16 protein-coding genes are annotated in these 19,138 nt (G+C 72.0%); 4 read left to right on the top strand and 12 right to left on the bottom strand.

Annotated features, from left to right (window positions below; translation table 11 throughout):
- Window positions 1-36 precede the first annotated feature (36 nt).
- The 4 genes from G9272_RS10765 to G9272_RS10750 form a co-directional block, all read right to left on the bottom strand.
- Window positions 37-822, bottom strand: a complete 786-nt coding sequence (locus tag G9272_RS10765; protein WP_171396346.1) for a polysaccharide deacetylase family protein — start codon at window positions 820-822, stop codon at window positions 37-39.
- Window positions 819-1,817 (bottom strand): glycosyltransferase family 2 protein, encoded by a 999-nt coding sequence (locus G9272_RS10760; RefSeq protein ID WP_171396345.1) that lies wholly within the window; start codon window positions 1,815-1,817, stop codon window positions 819-821. The genes G9272_RS10765 and G9272_RS10760 overlap by 4 nt, the downstream gene beginning before the upstream one ends.
- A complete protein-coding gene (locus G9272_RS10755; RefSeq protein WP_171396344.1) occupies window positions 1,814-2,644 on the bottom strand; it encodes a glycosyltransferase family 2 protein in 831 nt (276 codons plus the stop codon). Before G9272_RS10755 ends, G9272_RS10760 begins: the two co-directional genes overlap by 4 nt.
- Window positions 2,645-3,164: 520 nt before the next feature.
- Entirely contained in the window at window positions 3,165-4,373 is a 1,209-nt protein-coding gene (locus G9272_RS10750; protein ID WP_020128214.1) for a S8 family peptidase, read from the bottom strand.
- A 310-nt stretch (window positions 4,374-4,683) separates the two neighbouring features.
- Here G9272_RS10750 and G9272_RS10745 point away from each other — a divergent pair, with 310 nt between their 5' ends.
- Window positions 4,684-5,490 carry an SGNH/GDSL hydrolase family protein gene (locus G9272_RS10745; RefSeq protein WP_171396343.1) on the top strand — a complete coding sequence of 269 codons (807 nt, stop codon included), beginning with the start codon at window positions 4,684-4,686 and terminating at the stop codon, window positions 5,488-5,490.
- A gap of 40 nt (window positions 5,491-5,530) precedes the next feature.
- Here G9272_RS10745 and G9272_RS10740 read toward each other — a convergent pair whose 3' ends face one another.
- The 4 genes from G9272_RS10740 to G9272_RS10725 all read right to left on the bottom strand — a co-directional run bounded on the left by G9272_RS10740 (window position 5,531) and on the right by G9272_RS10725 (window position 12,522).
- Entirely contained in the window at window positions 5,531-7,156 is a 1,626-nt protein-coding gene (locus G9272_RS10740; protein WP_171396342.1) for a serine/threonine-protein kinase, read from the bottom strand.
- Window positions 7,157-7,216: 60 nt separating this feature from the next.
- Window positions 7,217-8,911: a nickel transporter gene (locus tag G9272_RS10735; protein ID WP_171396341.1), complete on the bottom strand. Its 1,695-nt coding sequence runs from the start codon at window positions 8,909-8,911 to the stop codon at window positions 7,217-7,219.
- Window positions 8,908-10,839, bottom strand: a complete 1,932-nt coding sequence (locus G9272_RS10730; RefSeq protein ID WP_171396340.1) for a tetratricopeptide repeat protein — start codon at window positions 10,837-10,839, stop codon at window positions 8,908-8,910. Before G9272_RS10730 ends, G9272_RS10735 begins: the two co-directional genes overlap by 4 nt.
- A gap of 174 nt (window positions 10,840-11,013) precedes the next feature.
- A complete protein-coding gene (locus tag G9272_RS10725; RefSeq protein WP_171396339.1) occupies window positions 11,014-12,522 on the bottom strand; it encodes a DUF4331 domain-containing protein in 1,509 nt (502 codons plus the stop codon).
- Between the two features lie 210 nt (window positions 12,523-12,732).
- Between G9272_RS10725 and G9272_RS10720 the strand changes: the two genes are divergently transcribed.
- From G9272_RS10720 to G9272_RS10710, 3 genes are all read left to right on the top strand, one after another.
- A complete protein-coding gene (locus tag G9272_RS10720) occupies window positions 12,733-13,275 on the top strand; it encodes a sigma-70 family RNA polymerase sigma factor (RefSeq protein WP_171396338.1) in 543 nt (180 codons plus the stop codon).
- On the top strand, window positions 13,272-14,090 hold the full coding sequence (locus G9272_RS10715) for an anti-sigma factor (RefSeq protein WP_171396337.1): 819 nt from the start codon (window positions 13,272-13,274) through the stop codon (window positions 14,088-14,090). The genes G9272_RS10720 and G9272_RS10715 overlap by 4 nt, the downstream gene beginning before the upstream one ends.
- Window positions 14,091-14,216: 126 nt before the next feature.
- Window positions 14,217-14,498, top strand: coding sequence for a hypothetical protein (locus G9272_RS10710; protein WP_171396336.1), 282 nt, complete (start codon window positions 14,217-14,219; stop codon window positions 14,496-14,498).
- A gap of 35 nt (window positions 14,499-14,533) precedes the next feature.
- On the opposite strand, the gene G9272_RS10705 is transcribed toward G9272_RS10710, so the two are convergent.
- From G9272_RS10705 to hmgA, 4 genes are read right to left on the bottom strand one after another with little or no spacing between them, the layout of a single operon-like run.
- Window positions 14,534-15,742 carry a CaiB/BaiF CoA transferase family protein gene (locus G9272_RS10705; RefSeq protein WP_171396335.1) on the bottom strand — a complete coding sequence of 403 codons (1,209 nt, stop codon included), beginning with the start codon at window positions 15,740-15,742 and terminating at the stop codon, window positions 14,534-14,536.
- Window positions 15,743-15,752: 10 nt separating this feature from the next.
- Window positions 15,753-16,898 carry a type ISP restriction/modification enzyme gene (locus G9272_RS10700; protein WP_171396334.1) on the bottom strand — a complete coding sequence of 382 codons (1,146 nt, stop codon included), beginning with the start codon at window positions 16,896-16,898 and terminating at the stop codon, window positions 15,753-15,755.
- Window positions 16,899-16,923: 25 nt separating this feature from the next.
- The gene (locus tag G9272_RS10695) at window positions 16,924-17,673 is read right to left on the bottom strand and encodes a GntR family transcriptional regulator (protein ID WP_171396333.1); all 750 of its coding nucleotides are present in this window, start codon (window positions 17,671-17,673) and stop codon (window positions 16,924-16,926) included.
- Between the two features lie 26 nt (window positions 17,674-17,699).
- Complete coding sequence (hmgA, locus tag G9272_RS10690) at window positions 17,700-19,052, bottom strand: homogentisate 1,2-dioxygenase (RefSeq protein ID WP_171396332.1); 1,353 nt, start codon at window positions 19,050-19,052, stop codon at window positions 17,700-17,702.
- Between the last annotated feature and the right edge of the window lie 86 nt (window positions 19,053-19,138).

The raw sequence follows: 19,138 nt of genomic DNA, 5'->3' as shown, positions 1-19,138 counted from the left end.
GCGCGTGGCCCCGGCAGGCTCGGCCGGGGCCACCCGTCAGACCGGTCGCCGCAGTCGGCGGGTCCGCCGCACCACGGCGTACCCCTTGGTGAGCGCCCGGTCCCTCGCGAACGTCCGGCCGATCGCCCGACCGTCGACGAGCCGTGCGAACTCCTCGGCGTCCGTGGTGCGCCGTACCGTCACCCGCCGCAGGGCGTACGGCCCCTGGGCGCGGTGGGCGAGGGAGTTGCCCACGGCGAGCGCCTGGGCGAACCCGTGTCCGCGTACCGCCGTGCGCACCCGGCGGCTGGAGTAGCCGTACGGGTAGGCGAACGACACGGGCGGGGTGCCCAGTTCGTCGGCGACGATGTCCCGGCAGCGGATCAGCTCGGCGCGCAGCCGGGCGTCGTCCAGCTGGTCGAGCTGCGGATGGGTGTGGCTGTGGCCGCCGATCTCCACGCCGCTGTCCGCCAGTGAGCGCACCTGCCGCCAGTCCAGCATGGTGTCCAGGCCGCCCCCGGTGTCGTAGGCGCCCCGGACCCAGCCGGTGGTGACGAACAGCGTGGCCGGGAAGCCGTGCTCGGCCAGCGCCGGGAGGGCGTGCCGGTGCACGCCCTCGTAGCCGTCGTCGAAGGTGATCAGGACCGGGCGGACCGGCAGCGGCCGGCCGGACCGCCAACGGGCCGCCAGGTCGGCGGTGGTGAGCGGGGTCAGACCCCGGTCCGCGAGCACCGCCATCTGTTCGGCGAACGCCTCGGGTGTGACCGAGAGGGTGCGGGTGGCGTCGTTCGGGTCGGCGGCCACCGCGTGGTACATGAGGATCGGCACGCGCGCCCCTGTCATGCGGCCCGCTCCACCTGGTCCACCGGGATCGGTACCACGGCGAACGTCGTCCCCGCCCGCCGCGCCCGCATGCTGCCGACCAGGTACCCGCCGGCCGCCGTCAGCACCCCGGCGACGATCGCGGCCGCCCGCCGGGCCCCGCCGGGCCGGGCCAGCAGCTGGTCGCGCAGTCCGCGGACCACACCGGCCGGCAACACCCGGGTGGCGTACCGGCGTTCGGACTCCAGCCCCTTGTCGACGCCGACGCTGCGCGCGACGAGCGCCTTCGACAGGCCCTCGGCGTAGGTGCGCGTGCGGAAGTACCCGAAGTGCTCGCGCGCCTCGGGCACCTTGTGGTGGATCACCGCGCGGTCGTCCATCAGCAGGATCGCGTCGGGTCTCGCGCGGCTGAGCCGGATGCACAGATCCGTCTCCTCGCCGCCCATCGGGCGTTTGTTGCCGTCGCGTCCGATGCCGGTGGCGAAGCCGCCCACGAAGTCGAACGCGGTACGCCGGAAGGAGGCGTTCCCGCCGAGGATGTTGCGCACCCGGACCCGGCCGGGCGGCAGGCCCCGGTAGGAGCAGCCCACCACCCAGTCGAACTCCTCGGGGAACCAGTCGGGCCGCCGTCCGGAGGACCAGACGGGCACCGCCCGGCCGCCCACGGCCAGGACCCGGGGATCGGAGTACGGGTCGGCGAACCGGCGCAGCCAGTCCCGTTCGGCGACGGCGTCGTCGTCGAGGAAGGCGACGACCTCGCCCCGGGAGGCGGCGATGCCGGTGTTGCGGCCGGCCGACAGACCGCGCGGGCCCGCGTTGGGCAGCACCCGCACCTCGTCGGTCTCCTTGTACTCGCTCCTCAGCCGGTCCAGGAGCGTCGGGTTGTGGTCGACGACGAGCAGGGTCTCCAGGGCCGGGTGGGTCTGCGCCCGCACCGAGGCGACCGCCGCGAGGATGTCCTCCCAGCGGTCCTCGGTGTACACACAGATGACGACGGAGACGTCGATCGTGCTCAAGACGCCTCTCCCCGGACCGAGTCGAGCATCGGCGAGCGGCGGGTCAGCCGGCGCAGCGCACGCCGGTTCGACCGTTCCTTGAGGATCACCCGCAGCACACGCAGCCCGTCGCGGACGGCGCGCAGATTGCTGACGCCGTGGATGCGCAGGTACTCGTGGCTGGGGATCTCCTGCACCTTCAGGCCGGCCTTGACGACCCGGATGTTCATCAGGGTCTCGACCTCGAAGCCGGTGCAGTCCAGCTCGATCTTGTCCAGGCAGTGCCGCCAGAACGCGTTGTAGCCGTAGCACAGGTCGGTGTAGCGGGCGCCGAACTTGCGGTTGACGATGGCGCACAGGACCCGGTTGCCGAGCCAGCGGATGAAGGTCATGTCGTCGGTGCCGCCGCCGTTGGCGAAGCGGGAGCCCTTGGCGAAGTCCGCGCCGGAGACGAGGGCGGAGACGTACGACACGATCTCGTTGCCGTCGGCCGAGCCGTCCGCGTCGACCATCACGATGATGTCGCCGCTGCACGCCTCGAAGCCGGTGATCAGGGCGTCGCCCTTGCCCCGGCCCTGCTGTCCGACGACCTTGACGCCGGGCCACAGATCACGCGCGACCTGCACGGTGTCGTCGGTGGAGTTGCCGTCGACCAGGACCACCTCGTGGATCCAGTCCGGCAGCGTCTTGAACACGTACGGAAGGTTCTCGGCCTCGTTCATCGCGGGGATGACCACGCTCACCGGTGGCGTGATGGCCAGGTGCGAGGTGATGGGCCGGTACTTGCCGACGGTCGACGGGCTTTCGAGATCCTGGCCCGATGTCGCCGGTTGCAGAACGGAACTCATGAGTCTGGTCCCTCTCGTCCGGTGGGCCGCCCGCCCCTGGGCGGCCCGGAATCCACGTCCGGTTCGAAAGGGGGGTTTCTCACCCATGGCGGAGTCGTCTCCGCGCAGACACGGGTGAGCTGGCAAAACTGACCGGCCACCGTCGAAGGACGGCAGCCGACCGCGCGGCACGGCCCGGTCACCAGTGCGGTCACCGAGCTCGGCACCCCCCTACCGCGCTCCCGCCCCGATACCGCCGCGGTCCCTGAGCCCTCCCCTGGAGCCGTTGCCGACGGTCCGATGCGAGTGAGATGTATGACGGTATTGATGATTACGCCCGGATGGCAAGCCCTTGGCGCCCCACTCACCTTTTTGTTCGTTTGACCGTTACAGAATGATGCGTCCCCTCGAAAGGAACCGGCACAGGAACGGACACGGGAGCGAACAAAAGTGTTCCCCGGAGGTCATGGAGGCCTCCGGGGAACGGTGGTTCAGATCAGTACCGCAAGGGTCGGTACCGCGGGGATCGGTACCGCGGGGGTCACGGGACGATCTTGAGGAGCTTGTTCGGTGAGCCGGTGCCCGGGCTGGTGACCACGTTCGAGGTCGCGCCGTTCACCAGGGCCGTGGCCACCTGGGCCGGCGTGGCCGAGGTGTGGCCTGCCAGGTAGACCGCGGCCGCGCCCGCGACGTGCGGGGTCGCCATCGACGTACCGGAGATGGTGTTCGTGGCGGTGTCGCTGGTGTACCAGCCCGCGGTGATGGAGGAGCCGGGGGCGAAGATGTCCAGCACCGAGCCGTAGTTGGAGTAGCTGGCCCTGGCGTCGGTGCTGGTGGTGGCGCCGACGGTGATGGCCTGGGTGACGCGGGCCGGGGAGTACGAGGAGGCGTTGGCGCTGCTGTTGCCCGCTGCCACCGCGTAGGTGACACCGCTGGCGATGGAGTTGCGCACCGCCGTGTCCAGCGTGGTGGACGCGCCGCCGCCGAGCGAGAGGTTGGCGACCGAGGGGCCCGAGTGGTTGTTGGTGACCCAGTCGATGCCCGCGATGACGCCCGCGGTGGTGCCGGAACCGGCGTTGTCGAGCACCCGCACCGCCACGATCTTCGCCTTCTTGGCAACGCCGTAGGTGGAGCCCGCGATCGTCGTGGCCACGTGGGTGCCGTGACCGTTGCCGTCGGAGGCGGTGGTGTCGCCGTCGACGGCGTCGTAGCCGTAGGAGGCCCGGCCGCTGATCTGGGAGTGGGTGATGCGGACGCCGGTGTCGATGACGTACGCGGTGACACCGCTGCCGGCGGTGTCCGGGTAGGTGTACGTGCCGGACAGCGGGAGCGAGGTCTGGTCGACGCGGTCCAGGCCCCAGGGGGCGCTCGACTGCGTCGTGTCGCTCACCCGGACGGTCTGGTTCTGCTCGACGGTGGCGACCGCCGGGTCCGCGGCGAGTCTCCTGGCCTCGGTGGCGGAGAGGGTGGCGGTGTAGCCGTTCAGCGCGGAGCCGAACGTCTTTCCGACGGTGCCGCCGTAGCCCTTGACGAGGTTCTTGCCGGTGGCCGAGGACGCCTTGAAGCCCGCCTGCGACTTCAGGGTGACGATGTAGCTGTCCTTGACGGCGGTGGGGGAGCCGGCCGCGAGGACCTTGCCCTCGGCCGGAGCGGCCTGGGCGGGGAGCGCGGTGAGCCCGCCGACGAGGGCGGCGGCCGCCACGGTGGCTGCGGCGGTGATGCGGGCCTTGTTGCTACGCAGTTGTGCCATTACGAGGGAGTCCTCCTCTAGGCAGCGTGCGCCTGGGTCGGGCGCACGGCTGTGGGGGAGTGCGCGGTCGCACACACGGCCTCGAACGTCGCGTTCCGTTCTCGGCTGGGTAAAGCCTCAGCCATCTACGTGCGTAGAACAAGGGAGTTGAGGGGTTGTCAACAACCTTGACATGAGCACGCAACACCAACCCCACAAAGGGGGTGTGAACGATCCCGATAGGAGCCAGAAAGTCTTGGCATGGACACTTCCCGTCAACACGCGTAGTTGCTACGAACGTGGTGGCAGAGATCCTGCTAAGGGAGGTTCCATGAGACGTTCCCGACTTGTCGTATTCGTGAGCTCACTCCTCCTCGCCCTCGGCACCGCCCTCACCGGGGCGGCCTCGGCGCAGGGCGCCCAACTCGCAGCCACAGGTGGCTATGTGGCGCTGGGGGACTCCTACTCCTCCGGTGTCGGCGCGGGCAGCTACATCAGCTCCAGCGGCAACTGCAAGCGCAGCACCAAGGCGTATCCGTACCTCTGGAACGCCGCCCACGCCCCCTCGTCGTTCACCTTCGCGGCTTGTTCCGGCGCCCGAACGGATGAAGTTCTGGCGAGTCAGCTCGGCGGCCTGAACTCCTCGACCGGCCTGGTCTCCATCACCGTCGGCGGCAACGACGCGGGCTTCGCCGACGTCATGACGACCTGCGTCACCGGCTCCGACAGCACCTGTCTGTCCCGCATCAACACGGCCAGGGCCTACGTCGACTCGACGCTCCCCGGCAGACTCGACACCGTCTACTCCACGATCCGCGCCAAGGCGCCCAACGCGCGCGTCGTCGTCATCGGTTACCCCCGCTTCTACAAGCTCGGCACGGTCTGCCTGGGCCTGTCCGAGACCAAGCGCTCCGCCATCAACAACGCGGCCGACTACCTCGACGCCGCGACCGCCAACCGCGCCGCCGCCCACGGCTTCGTCTTCGGCGACGTCCGCACCCCGTTCAACGGCCACGAGATCTGCTCCGGCAGCTCCTGGCTGCACAGCCTCAACTGGCTGAACATCGGTGAGTCGTACCACCCGACCGCGTCCGGCCAGTCGGGTGGCTACCTGCCGGTCCTGAACAGCGCCGCCTGATCCGTCAGCTTCATCGGCTCCGTCAGCTCCATCCGCTTCGTCACTCCGAGGCAGAAGGTGAGGGGGAGGCCCCGTCCGTCGGGGTCTCCGTCTCGCAGGTGACCGAGAACGGTACCGAGTTGGACGTCTTCTGCACCGGATCCCGTACCTCGACGGCGATCGAGTTCTCGTACGTCCCGCTCTCGGCGTACGTCGACAGGATCACCTTGTCCTGCTTGGACTTCCCGCCGCCGGAGGAGAAGTCGAGCGTCTTCCAGGTCTGCCCGGAGAGCTCACCGTCCTTCGACACCCAGCGGTAGGACACCGTCGCGGGGAGCTGCCCCACCGTGATCGTCGCGGTGAAGGCGGGCGCGTCGGCGTCCGGCGGCGGACAGCTGCCGGAGTAGTCCGTGTGCGCGCCGGCGACGGTGACCGAGACGGTCTGCGCCGGGGCCTCGGAGCTCTCGCTCTCACTCGGACTCGGGCTCGGGCTCGGCGAATCGCTGCTCTCCGCGCTCGTCTCCGGCTGCGTCGGAGGCGAACTCAGAATGTCCGTCGTGCTGTTGGTGACCCCGCCACCGGTGTCGCCGTCGCCGTCGTCACGGTTCAGCAGCCCGTACGTCAGCCCGGCGACGGCCAGCGCCAGCACCACCACACCGGCGACAAGGGCCACACCGGCGCGCCGGCTCCGGTCCGGCTTCGCCGAGCGGCCCGTCGTCGCCGGGGCGGCCGACCAGGACTGGGGCGGGGTCGGGGCCGTCGGCTCCTGGCGGAGCGGCTCGGCCGGGGTCGAGACCGTCGGCGGATACGCCGCGAACGGCGCCGGTGGCGTCGAACGGACCGTGCCGCCGTGCGGGGCACCGCCCGCGGCGACGAGCCGCAGGTCCTGCTCCGCCCGGTCGGCCGGAGTCCGCTCGGCCGGGTCCTTGCGCAGCAGGCCCTCGATCACGGGCGCGAGCGGCCCGGCCCGGTGCGGCGGCGGCAGCTCCTCGTCGACGATGGCGCGCAGGGTGCTCAGCGGAGTGTCGTGGCGGAAGGGGGAGTTGCCCTCGACCGCCGCGTACAGCAGCACGCCCAGCGACCACAGGTCGGACTCGGGCCCGGGCGTGCGCCCCAGCGCCCGCTCCGGCGCGAGGAACTCGGGGGAGCCGATGACCTCGCCGGTCATGGTCAGCGCGGAGGTGCCCTCGACGGTCGCGATACCGAAGTCGGTGAGCACCACCCGGCCGTCGTTCGACATCAGCACGTTCGCCGGCTTCACGTCCCGGTGCAGCACTCCGGCCTCGTGCGCGGCCCGCAGCGCGGACAGCACCTCGGCGCCGATGTGCGCGGCCCGTGCCGGTTCGAGCGGCCCCTCGGCGTCCAGCAGCTCGGCGAGGGAGATCCCGCGCACGATCTCCATGACGATCCATGGCCGCCCGTCCTGGGTGGCCACGTCGTACACCGTGACGACGTTCCGGTTCGCGACCCGGGCCGCGGCCCAGGCCTCGCGCTCCAGCCGTGCGTACATCCGCTCGACGTCCGAGGCCGCCAGGCCGTGCGGGGCACGTACCTCCTTGACGGCGACCTCGCGGTGCAGCACCTCGTCACGGGCCCGCCACACCGTGCCCATGCCGCCCTCGCCCAGCGGGGTCAGCAGGCGGTAGCGACCCGCGATCAGACGTTCACTGCCCGGTTCTTCGGACACCGCGCCCCCATTTCGCTCTTCGTATCCGGGCGAAAACCTCCGCAACCCCACAAACGTAGCTCAGCCGAGTACGGATGCGGCCCCCTTGAGTACCAGTCCGGCGCCGAGGGCGACGACGAGGAACGCGGACCACAGGGGCAGGTTGCGGCGGGCCAGCGTCACGACCGGGTGGGTCGTCCAGCGCGGCTGCCGGTCCAGCAGGCGGGTCGCGCCCGCGCCCAGCCTGACGACGGCGAACCCTGCGGCGGTCAGGGTCAGCGCGAGCCCGACGCCGTACGTGACGACGAGCAGCAGCCCGAACCAGGCGTGCCCGAGCGCCGCCGCGCCGACCAGCACGACCACGGCGGACGGACTGGGGACCATGCCCCCGGCGAAGCCGAGGAGGAGCGTGCCGCGGAGCGTGGGGGCGACGGCGTGGGTGTGGGTGTGGCCGCCGTGGGTGTGCGTGTGGGTGTGGCCGTGCTCGTGACGGTGATCGTGATCGTGCTCGTGGTGGCGGTCGCCGTCGCCGTCGCGGTCGTGGCCTTGGTCGTGACTGTGCCCGTGGTCGTCACCGTGGTCATGCCCGGGGTCGTGATGGGCATGGATGTGCGGGGTGGGGGCGCCGACGAGGGCGAGTTGACGGTCGGGGGTTTTCGCCGGCTCGTGGGTGTGCGGCCGGTCGCCGTGCGGGTGCGGGTGCGGGTGGGTGTGTCCGTGGGGGTTGCCGGGGCCCCGGCCGCGCCAGGCCCGTCGTGCGAGGGTCGCGCCCGCGAAGAGGACCAGTGCGCCGCTCGCCAGGCCCAGCCAGGCGATCACCGAAGGCGCCGCGGCCGAACCGGCGGTGACGAGGAGGCCGAGGGCGACGACGCCCAGGGTGTGCGTGACGGTGACGGAGGCGGCCAGCGGAAGGACGTCCTTCATCCGGGCCCTGCCGCCCCGCGCGGCAGCCGTCGCGGCCATGATGGTCTTGCCGTGGCCCGGGGCGACCGCGTGCATCGCGCCGAGGCCGACGGCGATCACCAGGGCCAGCGCGGCGAAGCCGACGGTGAGGTCCTGCCGGGCGACCAGGTTGTCCAGGGCCCGCGTCCAGCGGTCGGCGCCCCGCGGCAGCACGGACGCGGCCGGCGCGTCCCGGTCCTCCTCGACGAGGGCCGCGCCACCGGGCCGCACCCGCACGGCCGCGGTCGAGGTGTCGGCGGGCGAGGAGAGCAACTCCTTGGGATAGCTGGTGAGTTCCGACGAGACCGACTTCTTCGGTACGTCTGAGTCGGCGAGCGTCATCCGGTCGCCGCGCGCGGTGATCTCGCGCCAGCCGGGCCCGGAGGAGGCGCCCTCGCTGTGGAAGGTGAGGGAGACGGTGTCCTCGCCGGACACCGCGGGCAGCGGAGCCGTCAGCCGGCACTCCACGCGCAGGGTGTCGAGCCCCGCCTGACCGGGCCGTACGACCGCCTTGCCGGCGCCCGCCGTGAGGGTGACTGCCCGGCCGTCCACGGTCAGGCTGCTGCCGGTCGCGGCCGTCGCGCAGCGCTGCCGGGCCCACTCGGTCATCCCGAGCCGTTCGATGTCCGGCTTCGCCTGGGTCGCCGGGATCTCGGCGAGGTCCTCGACGTGGTCGACGCGGAGCTGTCCGGGGGCGGCGACGAGACCGTCGTAGCGGTTGACGGTGAAGTTGCCGAGGGGGTGCGCGCTCGCGTTGGCGGAAGGGACCAGCGCGAGCGCGCAGCCGGCCGTGAACACGGCCGCGCAGGAGGCCAGCAGTCGACGGGAAATCACTTGCTCGCCTCCAGCGTCTTGAGTGCCGTACGGGCTTCGCGGGCGCCCAGCGGGGAGAAGCCGGGGTTCAGCTTCAGGGCGGCGGCGAGGTGGGTACGGGCGTCGGCGGGGTGTCCTGTGGCCTTCTCGATCACCCCGCGGTGGTAGAGGAAGGACGCGTTGTGGTAGCCGGTGGCCGTGGCCTGCCGGGCGTAGGGGAGGGCCTCGGCGTCCTTGCCGTTGACGTGCAGGGCCCAGGCGAGGGCGTCCGCCGTGTGCACGGTGTGCCGGCGGGACCAGTCGTCGCGGGCCGCGCGCAGGGCCGTCGCCCGGTCGCCGTGGTCGGCCGCGGCGAGCGCGGTGTCGAGGTCGGCGTTGACGCCGTTGGCGCGGGCGATGGCCGTCCACGCGTCGACGAGCAGGTACTGGTTCTCGGCCTTCGCCGCGTCGCCCTCGCCGCCCCGGGCCTCGTACAGCTCGCCGAGCTCCACCAGCGGTCCGGGGAGCGGATAGCGGGCGACGATCAACTCCAACCCCTTGATCGCCTCCGCCTGTTGTCCGCTCGCCGCCTGGGCGCGGGCACGGCCCTCCAGCGCGGGGAGGTAGTTCTCGTCGGCGGCGAGGGCGCGGGCGTAGTGGGTGAGCGCGGTGGCGTAGTCGCCCTGGTTCCAGGCGAGTTGACCGAGCTGGGCGGCGACGTAGGCGATGTCGCCGGGTGAGGTCGACGCGGCGAGTGCCCGCTCCAGGACCTGGCGGGCGGTGGTGACGTCGCCGCGCAGTTCGTGCACGTACGCGTAGCGGGTGAACACCGGTACGCCCGGACGCCGTTCGTCGGCCGTCTTCGCGGCCTCCTCGGCGTCGTCGTAGCGGCCGAGTTCGACGAGGGCGTCGATACGGGAGCACAGGGCGCGCTCGTTGTAGGGGTTCTGCTTCAGCGCCTGATCGGCCAGGTCCAGGGCGTTCGCGAAGTCGTGCCGGGCGGCCGCGAGGGCGGCCCGGCCGGCGAGCGCCTGGTCGTTGTCGGAGCGCAGCGAGAGGGAGCGCTTCAGGGCCTGCTCGGCCTGCGGGTAGCGGGAGGGGTCGCCCTTGGTGCGGGCCTGCTCGACGTAGGCGAGCCCGAGGGTGGCCCAGCCGCCGAAGTCCCTGGGCTGCGCCCGGAGATGGGCCTGGAGCGCGGTGATGCTCGAGTCGAGGTCGCCACTGGCCAGCAGTCCGGGGGAGACCGCCGCGGCGGTCGACACGGGCACGTTCTGCCCGTCCCGCACCGCCCCGAGCGCGATCGCCCCGGCGGTGAGCGCCACGGCCAGCATGGCGGCACAGGCGCTGAGCTGAGCGGCCCGCCAACGACGCCCGGCGGCCCCGGCCCGCCGCACCGCGGCGACCCGCTCATCACCACCGACGGCGAGTCCGCCGTCGTCACCGGTGCCGGCGGCGCGGTCACCGGCGCCATGAGCATCGGCGCCGCGGTCACCGGCGCTGTGGGCATCGGCGCCGCGGTCCCGGGCGTCGTGGCCGACCTCGGCATCGGCGCCCACATCGCCGTCGGGCTCCGGGGCCTCGGCCCCTGCCTCGGCCCCGGTCTCGGCACGGGCTTCGACGTCGGCACCGGTCTCCGTGTCGGTACCGGCCTGGGCCTCGGCACCGGTCTCGGTGTCAGTACCGGCTCCGGCTTCCGCCTCGGCGTCGGTCCCGGCATGAGCGACGGTGTCGGAGTCGGCACGGGCGTCGGCCCGGGTGTCGGCTTCCGCCGGGTTCCCGGGCTTCGCCTCGGCCGCGGTCTTCGTGGCTGAGGAGGCTTCCTCGGAGGCCTGGCCCGGGCCGGGGTTCGGCGCCGGCCGGCCGGGGTTCGCGAGCGGTCCGCCGGAGGCCGGTGCTCCGGAGTCCGGTACCGGTCGGGCGGAGGCCGGTCGGGTGGGCTCCGGTTCGCCGTCGTTCGTCCGCGGGGACATGCCCTCTCCTAGGTCGCCTGGGGTCGTTCAGCCTGCTCGCGTGGGGTGGCGCGGCCCGCGCCGTGGGGGATTGGTACGCGGGCCGCGCCAGTCTGTGGGGCGGGCCGGGGAGCGCAGGATTCTCCCCGGCCCGCTCAGGAGGAGGGCCCAGTGGGCCCCGCTCAGGAGGAGGGCCTAGTAGGCCCGCCGCCGCCCGCGCCACCACATCAGCCCGCCGCCGATGAGGAGGATGCCCGCCGCGCCGGCGCCCGCGGAGGACGCGATCAGCGTGGTGTTGGTGTCGGAGCCCGTGAGGGCGTCACCGAGCTGGCTGCGGACGTCGGCGCCGCTCTTGGCGGTCGCGCCGCGCGAGCCCTCGGTGGGCAGGGCCACGTACGGGAAGTACTTCTCGAAGGACTTGTCGTTCTTGTCGACCGCGTCGCCGAGGTCGTTCTTGGAACCGACCAGCTCACCCTCGACGACCTGGAGCGAGGCGTCGATCACGTCGTCGGTGAGGCGACGGCCGTTCGGGAAGCCCGCGTTGTCGCCGTCGAGGACACCGAGCCGCTTGGGGCTGGCGGTCGGCTTGATCGAGGTGTTGAGGCGCAGTTCTTCCGACGGCGTCACGTACGGCGGCTGGTTGAGGCCCTTGACGCCCTTCAGGAACACGTCGACGAGGTCGTTGCGCGGCTCGGCCGGCGCCTTGATCTTGTAGATCGCCTCGATGAGCTTCGGCAGCTCGGGGTTGGTGACGTTCTTCAGGAACTGGCCGTCGTCCTTCGGCTCGGACGCGTTGAACTTGTCCTTGTCCTTTATCGGGTTGACGACCTCGTTGACCAGCGGCATGCCGAGCCGCGAGACCTGCGAGTAGTGGCCCTGGGCGTTCTCGCGCTGGGTCGTCGACCAGATGCCGACGATCGGCTGGTGCTCCGACTCGGCGATCAAGTCGTTCGGGACCTGAAGCGCGATCGAGTTGACGTTGTAGCCCTTGAGCGTGTCGTTGCCGACCTCGGAGAGGTCACCGCCGTACAGCAGGTCGAAGACGCGCAGGTCGAGGAAGAACGGGTCGTCGGCCTGGCCCGCGAAGGTCTTGGCGCCGCTGGAGAGCTTGTAGATCGCCTGGTCGCGCAGCTTCGAGTAGTGCGGCATCGAGGCCTTGCCCACGTTCGACGGCGCCACCGGCACGTCGTCCGCGATCTTCGTCTCGTGCTCGACCTTCCCCTTCTTCGACTTGATCAGTTCGAGGTCGTACGTCTGCGTGATGTTCAGGTCGGCGTCGTCCAGGCTCTCGACAACGCCCGTGTTGTAGAGGAACGTCTTCTTGTTCTTCACATGCGTCTTGAAGGTGTAGCGGAAGGTCAGATCCTCCTTCGCGTCACCGTTGTTGTCGATGTGCAGGTCGTACTGGGCGTCCTCGGCGAACGGGAAGAAGTTGGGACCGCCGGCCGGCTCCTCGAAGGGGATCCAGTTCGCGACGATCGTCGTCGTGTCCGGGTGGTCCGGGCTGACGAAGGCGTACACGTCGGTGTTGTCGTACTGCGGGGTGCCCGAGATGAGGGGGGCCTCGCGGTGGCTGGAGGCGTAGGCCGCCCCCGGCACCAGCGTGGCCACGCCGGCGGCTGCGAGCCCCCCGGCGGCCAACGCACCGCAGACGAGGGTCGCGACGCTCCTGCGTCCGTTGCCGCTCCTGGAGAAAGCTGTCATGCCGTCCGTCCTCTGTGCCAAGTTGCCTGACGGACAGTGATACGGAGCGGGGGGTGGGTTCGGATTGGTCGAAACCCAAAAACTTTTTCTTTCCTGCTCACCCGCGTTTTCGGCCCTTCGATACGTACCCCCCATCCGGAGGTGTGTTCGTTGCGAATGCCTGGTGTGACGGGGCGGTCCGGGTGTGGCGGCCGCAGAGAGGGGGACCGCATGGAGGCGGACGAGCTACTGGTGCTCGTGGCTGGGGGCGACCAGCAGGCATTCGAACAGCTCTACGCGCTGGTGTCCGGGCCGGTGTTCGGGCTCGTGCGCCGGGTCGTCAGGGATCCCGCGCAGTCGGAGGAGGTCTCCCAGGAGGTGCTCCTGGAGGCCTGGCGCTCGGCCGGCCGGTTCGACCCGAGCCGGGGCAGCGCCCTCTCCTGGATCCTCACCCTCGCGCACCGCCGCGCCGTCGACCGGGTGCGCAGCGCCCGTGCGGCCGTGGACCGTGAGCAGCGCGAGGCATCGCGCTATCACGACCCCGCCTTCGACCAGGTGGCCGAGGAGGTCGAGGCGGGCCTGGAACGCCAGTTGGTCCGCCGCTGCCTCGACCGGCTGACGGCGCTCCAGCGCCAGTCCGTCACCCTCGCCTACTACGACGGCTACACGTACCGTGAAGTGGCCGACCGGCTGTCGCTGCCGCTGGGCACGGTGAAGACCCGGATGCGTGACGGACTCACGCGGCTGCGCGACTGCCTGGGAGGTGCCGCATGAGTGTGCTCGGCCTGTTCCGCCGCGAGGACCTGCACTCGCTGGCCGCCCCCTACGCGCTCGACGCCCTCGAACCCGACGAACGCCTCCGCTTCGAGAAGCATCTGACGGGCTGCGACCGCTGCGCCGCCGAGGTGCGGGCGCTGGCCGAGGACGCCGTCCGGCTCGCCTGGTCCCAGGCCGCGCAGCCACCGGCCCACATGCGCAGCCGGGTGCTGGCGGCCGTGCAGAGAACGCCGCAGGAGTCCTCCCGCGCGCCGGCGAGGGAGCGCGCGCCCCAACTGCCGCCGCACGTCTGGGGCACGCAGCCGCCGCCCGGACGCTCCCGTGCGCCCCGCGCGCGCCGCCCGCTCTTCGTGCCGTTCGCCACGGCCACCGCCGCGGCGGCCCTCGTCGTCGCCTCGCTCTTCGCCGTCCAGGCGGGCCGCGCCCAGGACGAACTGAACGCCGAGCGCGCCCAGGCGCGTGAGATCGCCCACGTTCTCGCAGCTCCCGACGCGCTGGCGAGCACCGGGAAGGACGCGCAGGGCCGCAGTATCGGAGTGGTCGCCTCCGCCGCGGAGGGACAGGCGATCGTCACCCTGAGCGGATACGGCGAGCTGCCCACCGGACAGGTGCATCAGCTGTGGCTCATGCGCCCCGACGCGCAACCGCGCTCCCTCGGGCTCTTCGACGGCGACACGCCCTTGGTCGCCACCGGCCTCGACAAGGTCGCGACATCACTCGCTGTGACCGTCGAGCCCGACGGGGGATCACCACAGCCCACTACGCAGCCGGTTGTCCAACTCACCCTGAAATCGGTTGGATTCGGAGAGTGATCGGAGAGGAGTCGTCAACCCCCTTACGGGGAAGGTGAATCCTGTGAGCTCGATACACGTGTGCCTCGACGGGGCGATAGGGTTACCCTGCCCGGGCCGGGTGGACTCGTACGGGTGGGGAGTGACATGGAACAGATAACGATGCACAGCAGGGCGAGGGTCCCTGCGATCACGTGCGGGAGCAGTGCGACCAGTTCGCGCCTCGACCGCCATCTCTCGGTGCTGGCGGGCCCCGCCATACCGCAGCGCGAGACGCTCGAGGCGACCTCGCTCATGCGGGAGCTGACCGCGCGTGAGCCCGCGCGCGACCACGGCCCCAAGACGACGCGGGCACGGGTGAGCCGCGTCTCGCTCTTCGCGCCGCTGCGCCGACTGCGCCGTTCGCTGTTCGGAGGCAACAAGCACTGACCGGCCGGCGCGCCTTCACGTACTGAGTCCCGCGCTCAGGCGGCCACACCGTCCCGGCGCAGCGCTGCGATCTCCTCGTCCGTCATCCCCACGGCACGCAGCAGCGCTTCGGTGTGTTCCCCGAGCGCGGGCACGTCTCCCATCCGTGCCTCCGCCCCGCCCGGCAGCGTGATCGGCGGCAGCAGTGCCCGTAGCGGTCCGACCGGCGTCCCCACCTCCCGCCACCGCTCACGGGCCGCCAGCTGCGGATGCTCCGCCAGCTCGTGCAGGTCCCTCAGGCGTGCGCACGCGATGCCCGCGCCCTCCAGCCGCGCGAGCGCCTCGTCGGAGCCCAGGGCGCCCAGCGCCGCGGCCACCAGCGCGTCCGTATGCTCCCGGTTCGCCACCCTTGCCGCGTTCGTCGCGTACGCCGGATCCGTCCCCAGATCGGGTCGGCCGACGACCTGTTCGGCCAGCCGTCGCCACTCCCGGTCGTTCTGCACGGACAGCAACACCCGCCCGCCGTCGGCGGTGGCGTAGGCGTCGTAGGGCGCGATCACCGCGTGTGCGAGGCCGGTGCGGGCCGGGGCGGTGCCGCCGTGCATCGTGTGGTGCAGCGGATGCCCCATCCACTCCGCGAGCGCCTCCAGCATCGACACCTCCACCGGCCCGCCCCGCCCGGTCGTGCCCCGCCGCACCAGCGCCGCCAGCACGCCCGAGAAGGCGTACATGGCCGCCGCGATGTCCGCCGCCGGGATCCCCGCCTTCACCGGCTGCTCGGGCGTCCCGGTCACCGACACCAGCCCCGCCTCGCACTGCACGAGCATGTCGTACGCCCGCTTGTCCGCGTACGGCCCGCTCGCCCCGTACCCGGAGATGTCGACGGCGACCAGCCGCGGATGCGCCGCGCACAGGGTGGCCGCGTCCAGACCCAGCCGGGCCGCCGCCCCCTGCGCGAGGTTCTGCACGAACACGTCCGCGTCGGCGATCAGCCGCCGTACGACGTCCAGGCCGCGCGGGTCCTTGAGGTCCAGTGCGATGGACTCCTTGCCCCGGTTGCACCACACGAAGTGCGAGGCGAGGCCGACGGCGGCCGTGTCGTAGCCGCGGGCGAAGTCACCGCCGTCGATCCGCTCGACCTTGATCACCCGGGCGCCCAGGTCGGCGAGCTGCCGGGTGGCGAACGGTGCCGCGACCGCCTGTTCGACGGCGACGACGGTGAGGCCCTCCAGGGGCGGCGGCAGCGGCGGGGGGCTCTGGTCCATGGGGTGGATGCTAGATCAGGGCGAACTGGCCCTCCGGGCCCTCCTCGTGGTGGTCGAGGACCGTCGCCGGGTGCCGGGCCGGGTCCGGGACCGGCAGGACGCCCGCCGCGCGCAGCTCGTCCGCCGTGATCGTGTCCGGCACCGTCAACTCCTCCTGCTGTGCGCGCGCTTCCGCGAACAGCGCCAACACCGTGATCAGTTCGAGGAGTTCGGACGTCCAGGTCTGCGGCCAGGTCGTCGGGCGGATCGCGGCCAGGGTGCCCGGCCCGGGCTCCGCCGTCCGGTTCGCGAACCACTGCTCCAGGACGCGGACCCCGCCCGCCGCGAAGTCCCAGGCCGCCGGCGGGACCGGGGAGACACGGCCGCCGTCGAGGTGCAGGGTCTCCTCGTCGCGGTCGTAGTGCAGCGTCAGGGGCCGGCTGGGCAGCGGGGCGCGGACGTAGGGGCGGCGGCCGCCGGGGAGCCGGGGACGCTCGCCGTCGCGGCGGAGCAGCCACAGGGCGCGGCGGCCCAGTTCCACGCCCCGGGCCCAGAGCCCGGGGTCCCGGGTGAGCGGGACGGTCAGGTCGGGGCGGACGGCCGTCAGGGTCCAGGCCAGGAAGTCCACCGGATCGGGGGAGTGGCCGAGGTGCTCCAGCAGGCCCGGCGCCAGATTGGGTTCCGCGCCGCCGGGGCGCCGGTACAGCGGGCGGACCCGGCCGGGGCGCGCCAGCGGGATCAGGGAGGTCGCCAGCAGGGGCGGGCCCGGCGGGGACGGCGTCTCCACCACGAAGACCTGGTGTTCGTCCGCCACCCGCCACAGCTCCGGGCGGGCCGCGTCGATCAGCCGGTGGTCGGGGATGAGCCAGTGCTCGTCGAAGGGTCCGGTCAGTACCCGCACCGGCTCCGGGCACGGGCCCGAGGCGCGGACGAGCTTCTCCGTGCCGCCGAAGTGGCCGGGCAGTTGCCCGACCGCCGTGTGCAGGGTGCGTGAGCGGGTCGCCTCGAACAGCGCCTCGCGGTCCGGGCCCTCGGCCTTCACCAGGGCGTCCCAGCGGGCTTTCAGGGAAGCCGGGTCGGGGTCCGTCGGCCACCCCCGGCCGAGCCGCGGCGGTGCGACGGACCACGGCATGAGGTCCGCCAGCGGCGGAGCGTCGTCGGGCGTCACGCTGGGCATCGTACGACGGGTCGCCCGTGGCGGGTCATGTCGCGTCGAGCGAGACCGTGAAGGAGAAACGGTCGCCCCGGTAGTGGATGACGGCCACGTCGAGCACCTGTCCGCCGGTGTCGTAGATGACGCCCGTGTAGTGCAGGATCGGGCTGAGCAGCGGGACCCGGAGCAGTTGGGCGGTCTCCGGGTCCGCCAGCCGGGCCTCGACCGTGTCCGTGATCCGGCTGATGTCCACGCCCACGAGGTCCCGCAGCACCTTCGTCATGGGCCGGCGGACCAGGTCGTCGGGGTCGATCCGGGCGGCGAGTTCGGGACGGACGTAGTTGCGGGCGTGGTTGGTCGGCTCCCCCGTGTTCTCGTCGCTCCTCAGCCGGTGGTACGTCGCCACCTCGGTCAGGTCCGGGAAGTGCTCGGCGACTTCGGCGGGGACGGACGTACGGCCGTGGTCGAGGAGTTCCGTCGTCATGGCGGACTGCTGGGCCACGATCGCGTCGACCGAGCCGAGGAGCCGGACCGGAGCGCCCCGTCGCGCGCTCGGCTCGATGAAGGTGCCCCGCCGGCGGTGCCGGGAGATCAGCCCCTCGTCCTCCAGCTCCTTCAGCGCCTGCCGCATGGTCAGCACGCTCACCCCGTAGTGACCCGCCAACTGCTCCTCGGTGGGCAGTCGGAGCGGGTCCTGCGGCGAGCGGCCGAGTATCGAGGCGCGCAGCGACTGCGACACCTGGTACCAGAGCGGCAGCTTGCGGGTGAGGACGATCGAGTCCGGGGCGAAGGAGGTCACGGGCTATCCGTACCGGTCGGCATCGTTCAGTGCAATGTTCCGTCGGACGTTCCGGCTGACGGACGGAAGTGGCGTTCGAGGCCCTGCCAGACGTCGTCGTAGCGCTGCTGGAGGTGGTCCGCCCGGGCCGCGTGCGGGGTGAGGGCGATCGGCCAGCGGGTCTCGAACATGAACGCCAGCCCGTCGTCGATCTTCTGCGGGCCCAGCTCGGCGGCGCTCGCCCGGTCGAAGGTCTCCCGGTCCGGGCCGTGTGCCGACATCATGTTGTGCAGCGAACCGCCGCCCGGCACGAAGCCGCCCTTTCCGGCCGTCTTGGCGTCGTACGCGCCCTCGATCAGGCCCATGTACTCGCTCATCACGTTCCGGTGGAAGTACGGCGGCCGGAAGGTGTCCTCGCCGACCAGCCAGCGCGGGGCGAAGACCACGAAGTCGACGCCGGCCAGACCGGGGGTGTCGGACGGGGCGGTCAGCACCGTGAAGATCGACGGGTCCGGGTGGTCGTAGGAGATGGTCCCGATGACGTTGAAGCGGCGCAGGTCGTAGACGTACGGCAGATGGTTGCCGTGCCAGGCGACCACGTCGAGCGGGGAGTGGTCGTACGTCGCGCTCCAGAGGTGGCCGCAGTACTTGTTGACCACCTCCACCGGGCCCTCGACGTCCTCGTACGCGGCGACGGGCGCGCGGAAGTCACGGGGGTTGGCGAGGCCGTTGGCGCCGATCGGGCCGAGGTCGGGGAGGCGGAAGGGGGCACCGTAGTTCTCGCAGACGTAGCCGCGGGCGGAGGCGTCCAGCAGGTCGACGCGGAAGCGGACCCCGCGCGGGATCAGCACCACCTCGCCGGGCTCGGCGTGCAGCTGCCCGAACTCCGTGCGCAGCAGCAGTCCGCCCTGCTCGGGGACGATCAGCAGCTCGCCGTCGGCGTCGCTGAACACACGTTCCATGGAGGCGTTCGCGTGGTACAGGTGCACGGCCATTCCGGTGCGCTGGGTGACGTCGCCGTTGCCTCCGAGGGTCCACAGGCCGGCGAGGAGGTCCGTGCCGGCGGGCGGCTCGGGCAGGGGGTCCCAGCGCAGCCGGTTCGGATCGGGGACCGTCTGCGTGAAGGGGCCGGTGCGCAGCGCGCCGTCGTCGACGCGGCTGAACGCCGGGTGCGCGGCCGACGGGCGGATCCGGTAGAGCCACGAGCGGCGGTTGTGGGCGCGCGGCTCGGTGAACGCCGTACCGCTGAGCTGTTCCGCGTACAGGCCGAGGGGCGCGCGCTGCGGCGAGTTGCGGCCGTCGGGCAGGGCGCCCGGCACGGCCTCGGAGGCGTGCTCGTTGCCGAACCCGGAGAGATAGGTCAGGCCCTCGGCCGTCTTGCGTGCGTCCCCGCTGCTCATGATCGCTCCCTCCGGCGCCCCGCGGGTGCGCCTGCTGATTCCTATGCATCACCGTAGGATTGCGATTTCCCCGGCGCAAGAGGTGC

The organism is Streptomyces asoensis (assembly GCF_013085465.1).
Classification (GTDB): Bacteria; Actinomycetota; Actinomycetes; order Streptomycetales; family Streptomycetaceae; genus Streptomyces; species Streptomyces cacaoi_A.
The sequence above is the reverse complement of the archived record's forward strand: the minus strand, read 5'-3'. Positions and strand labels throughout refer to the sequence as shown.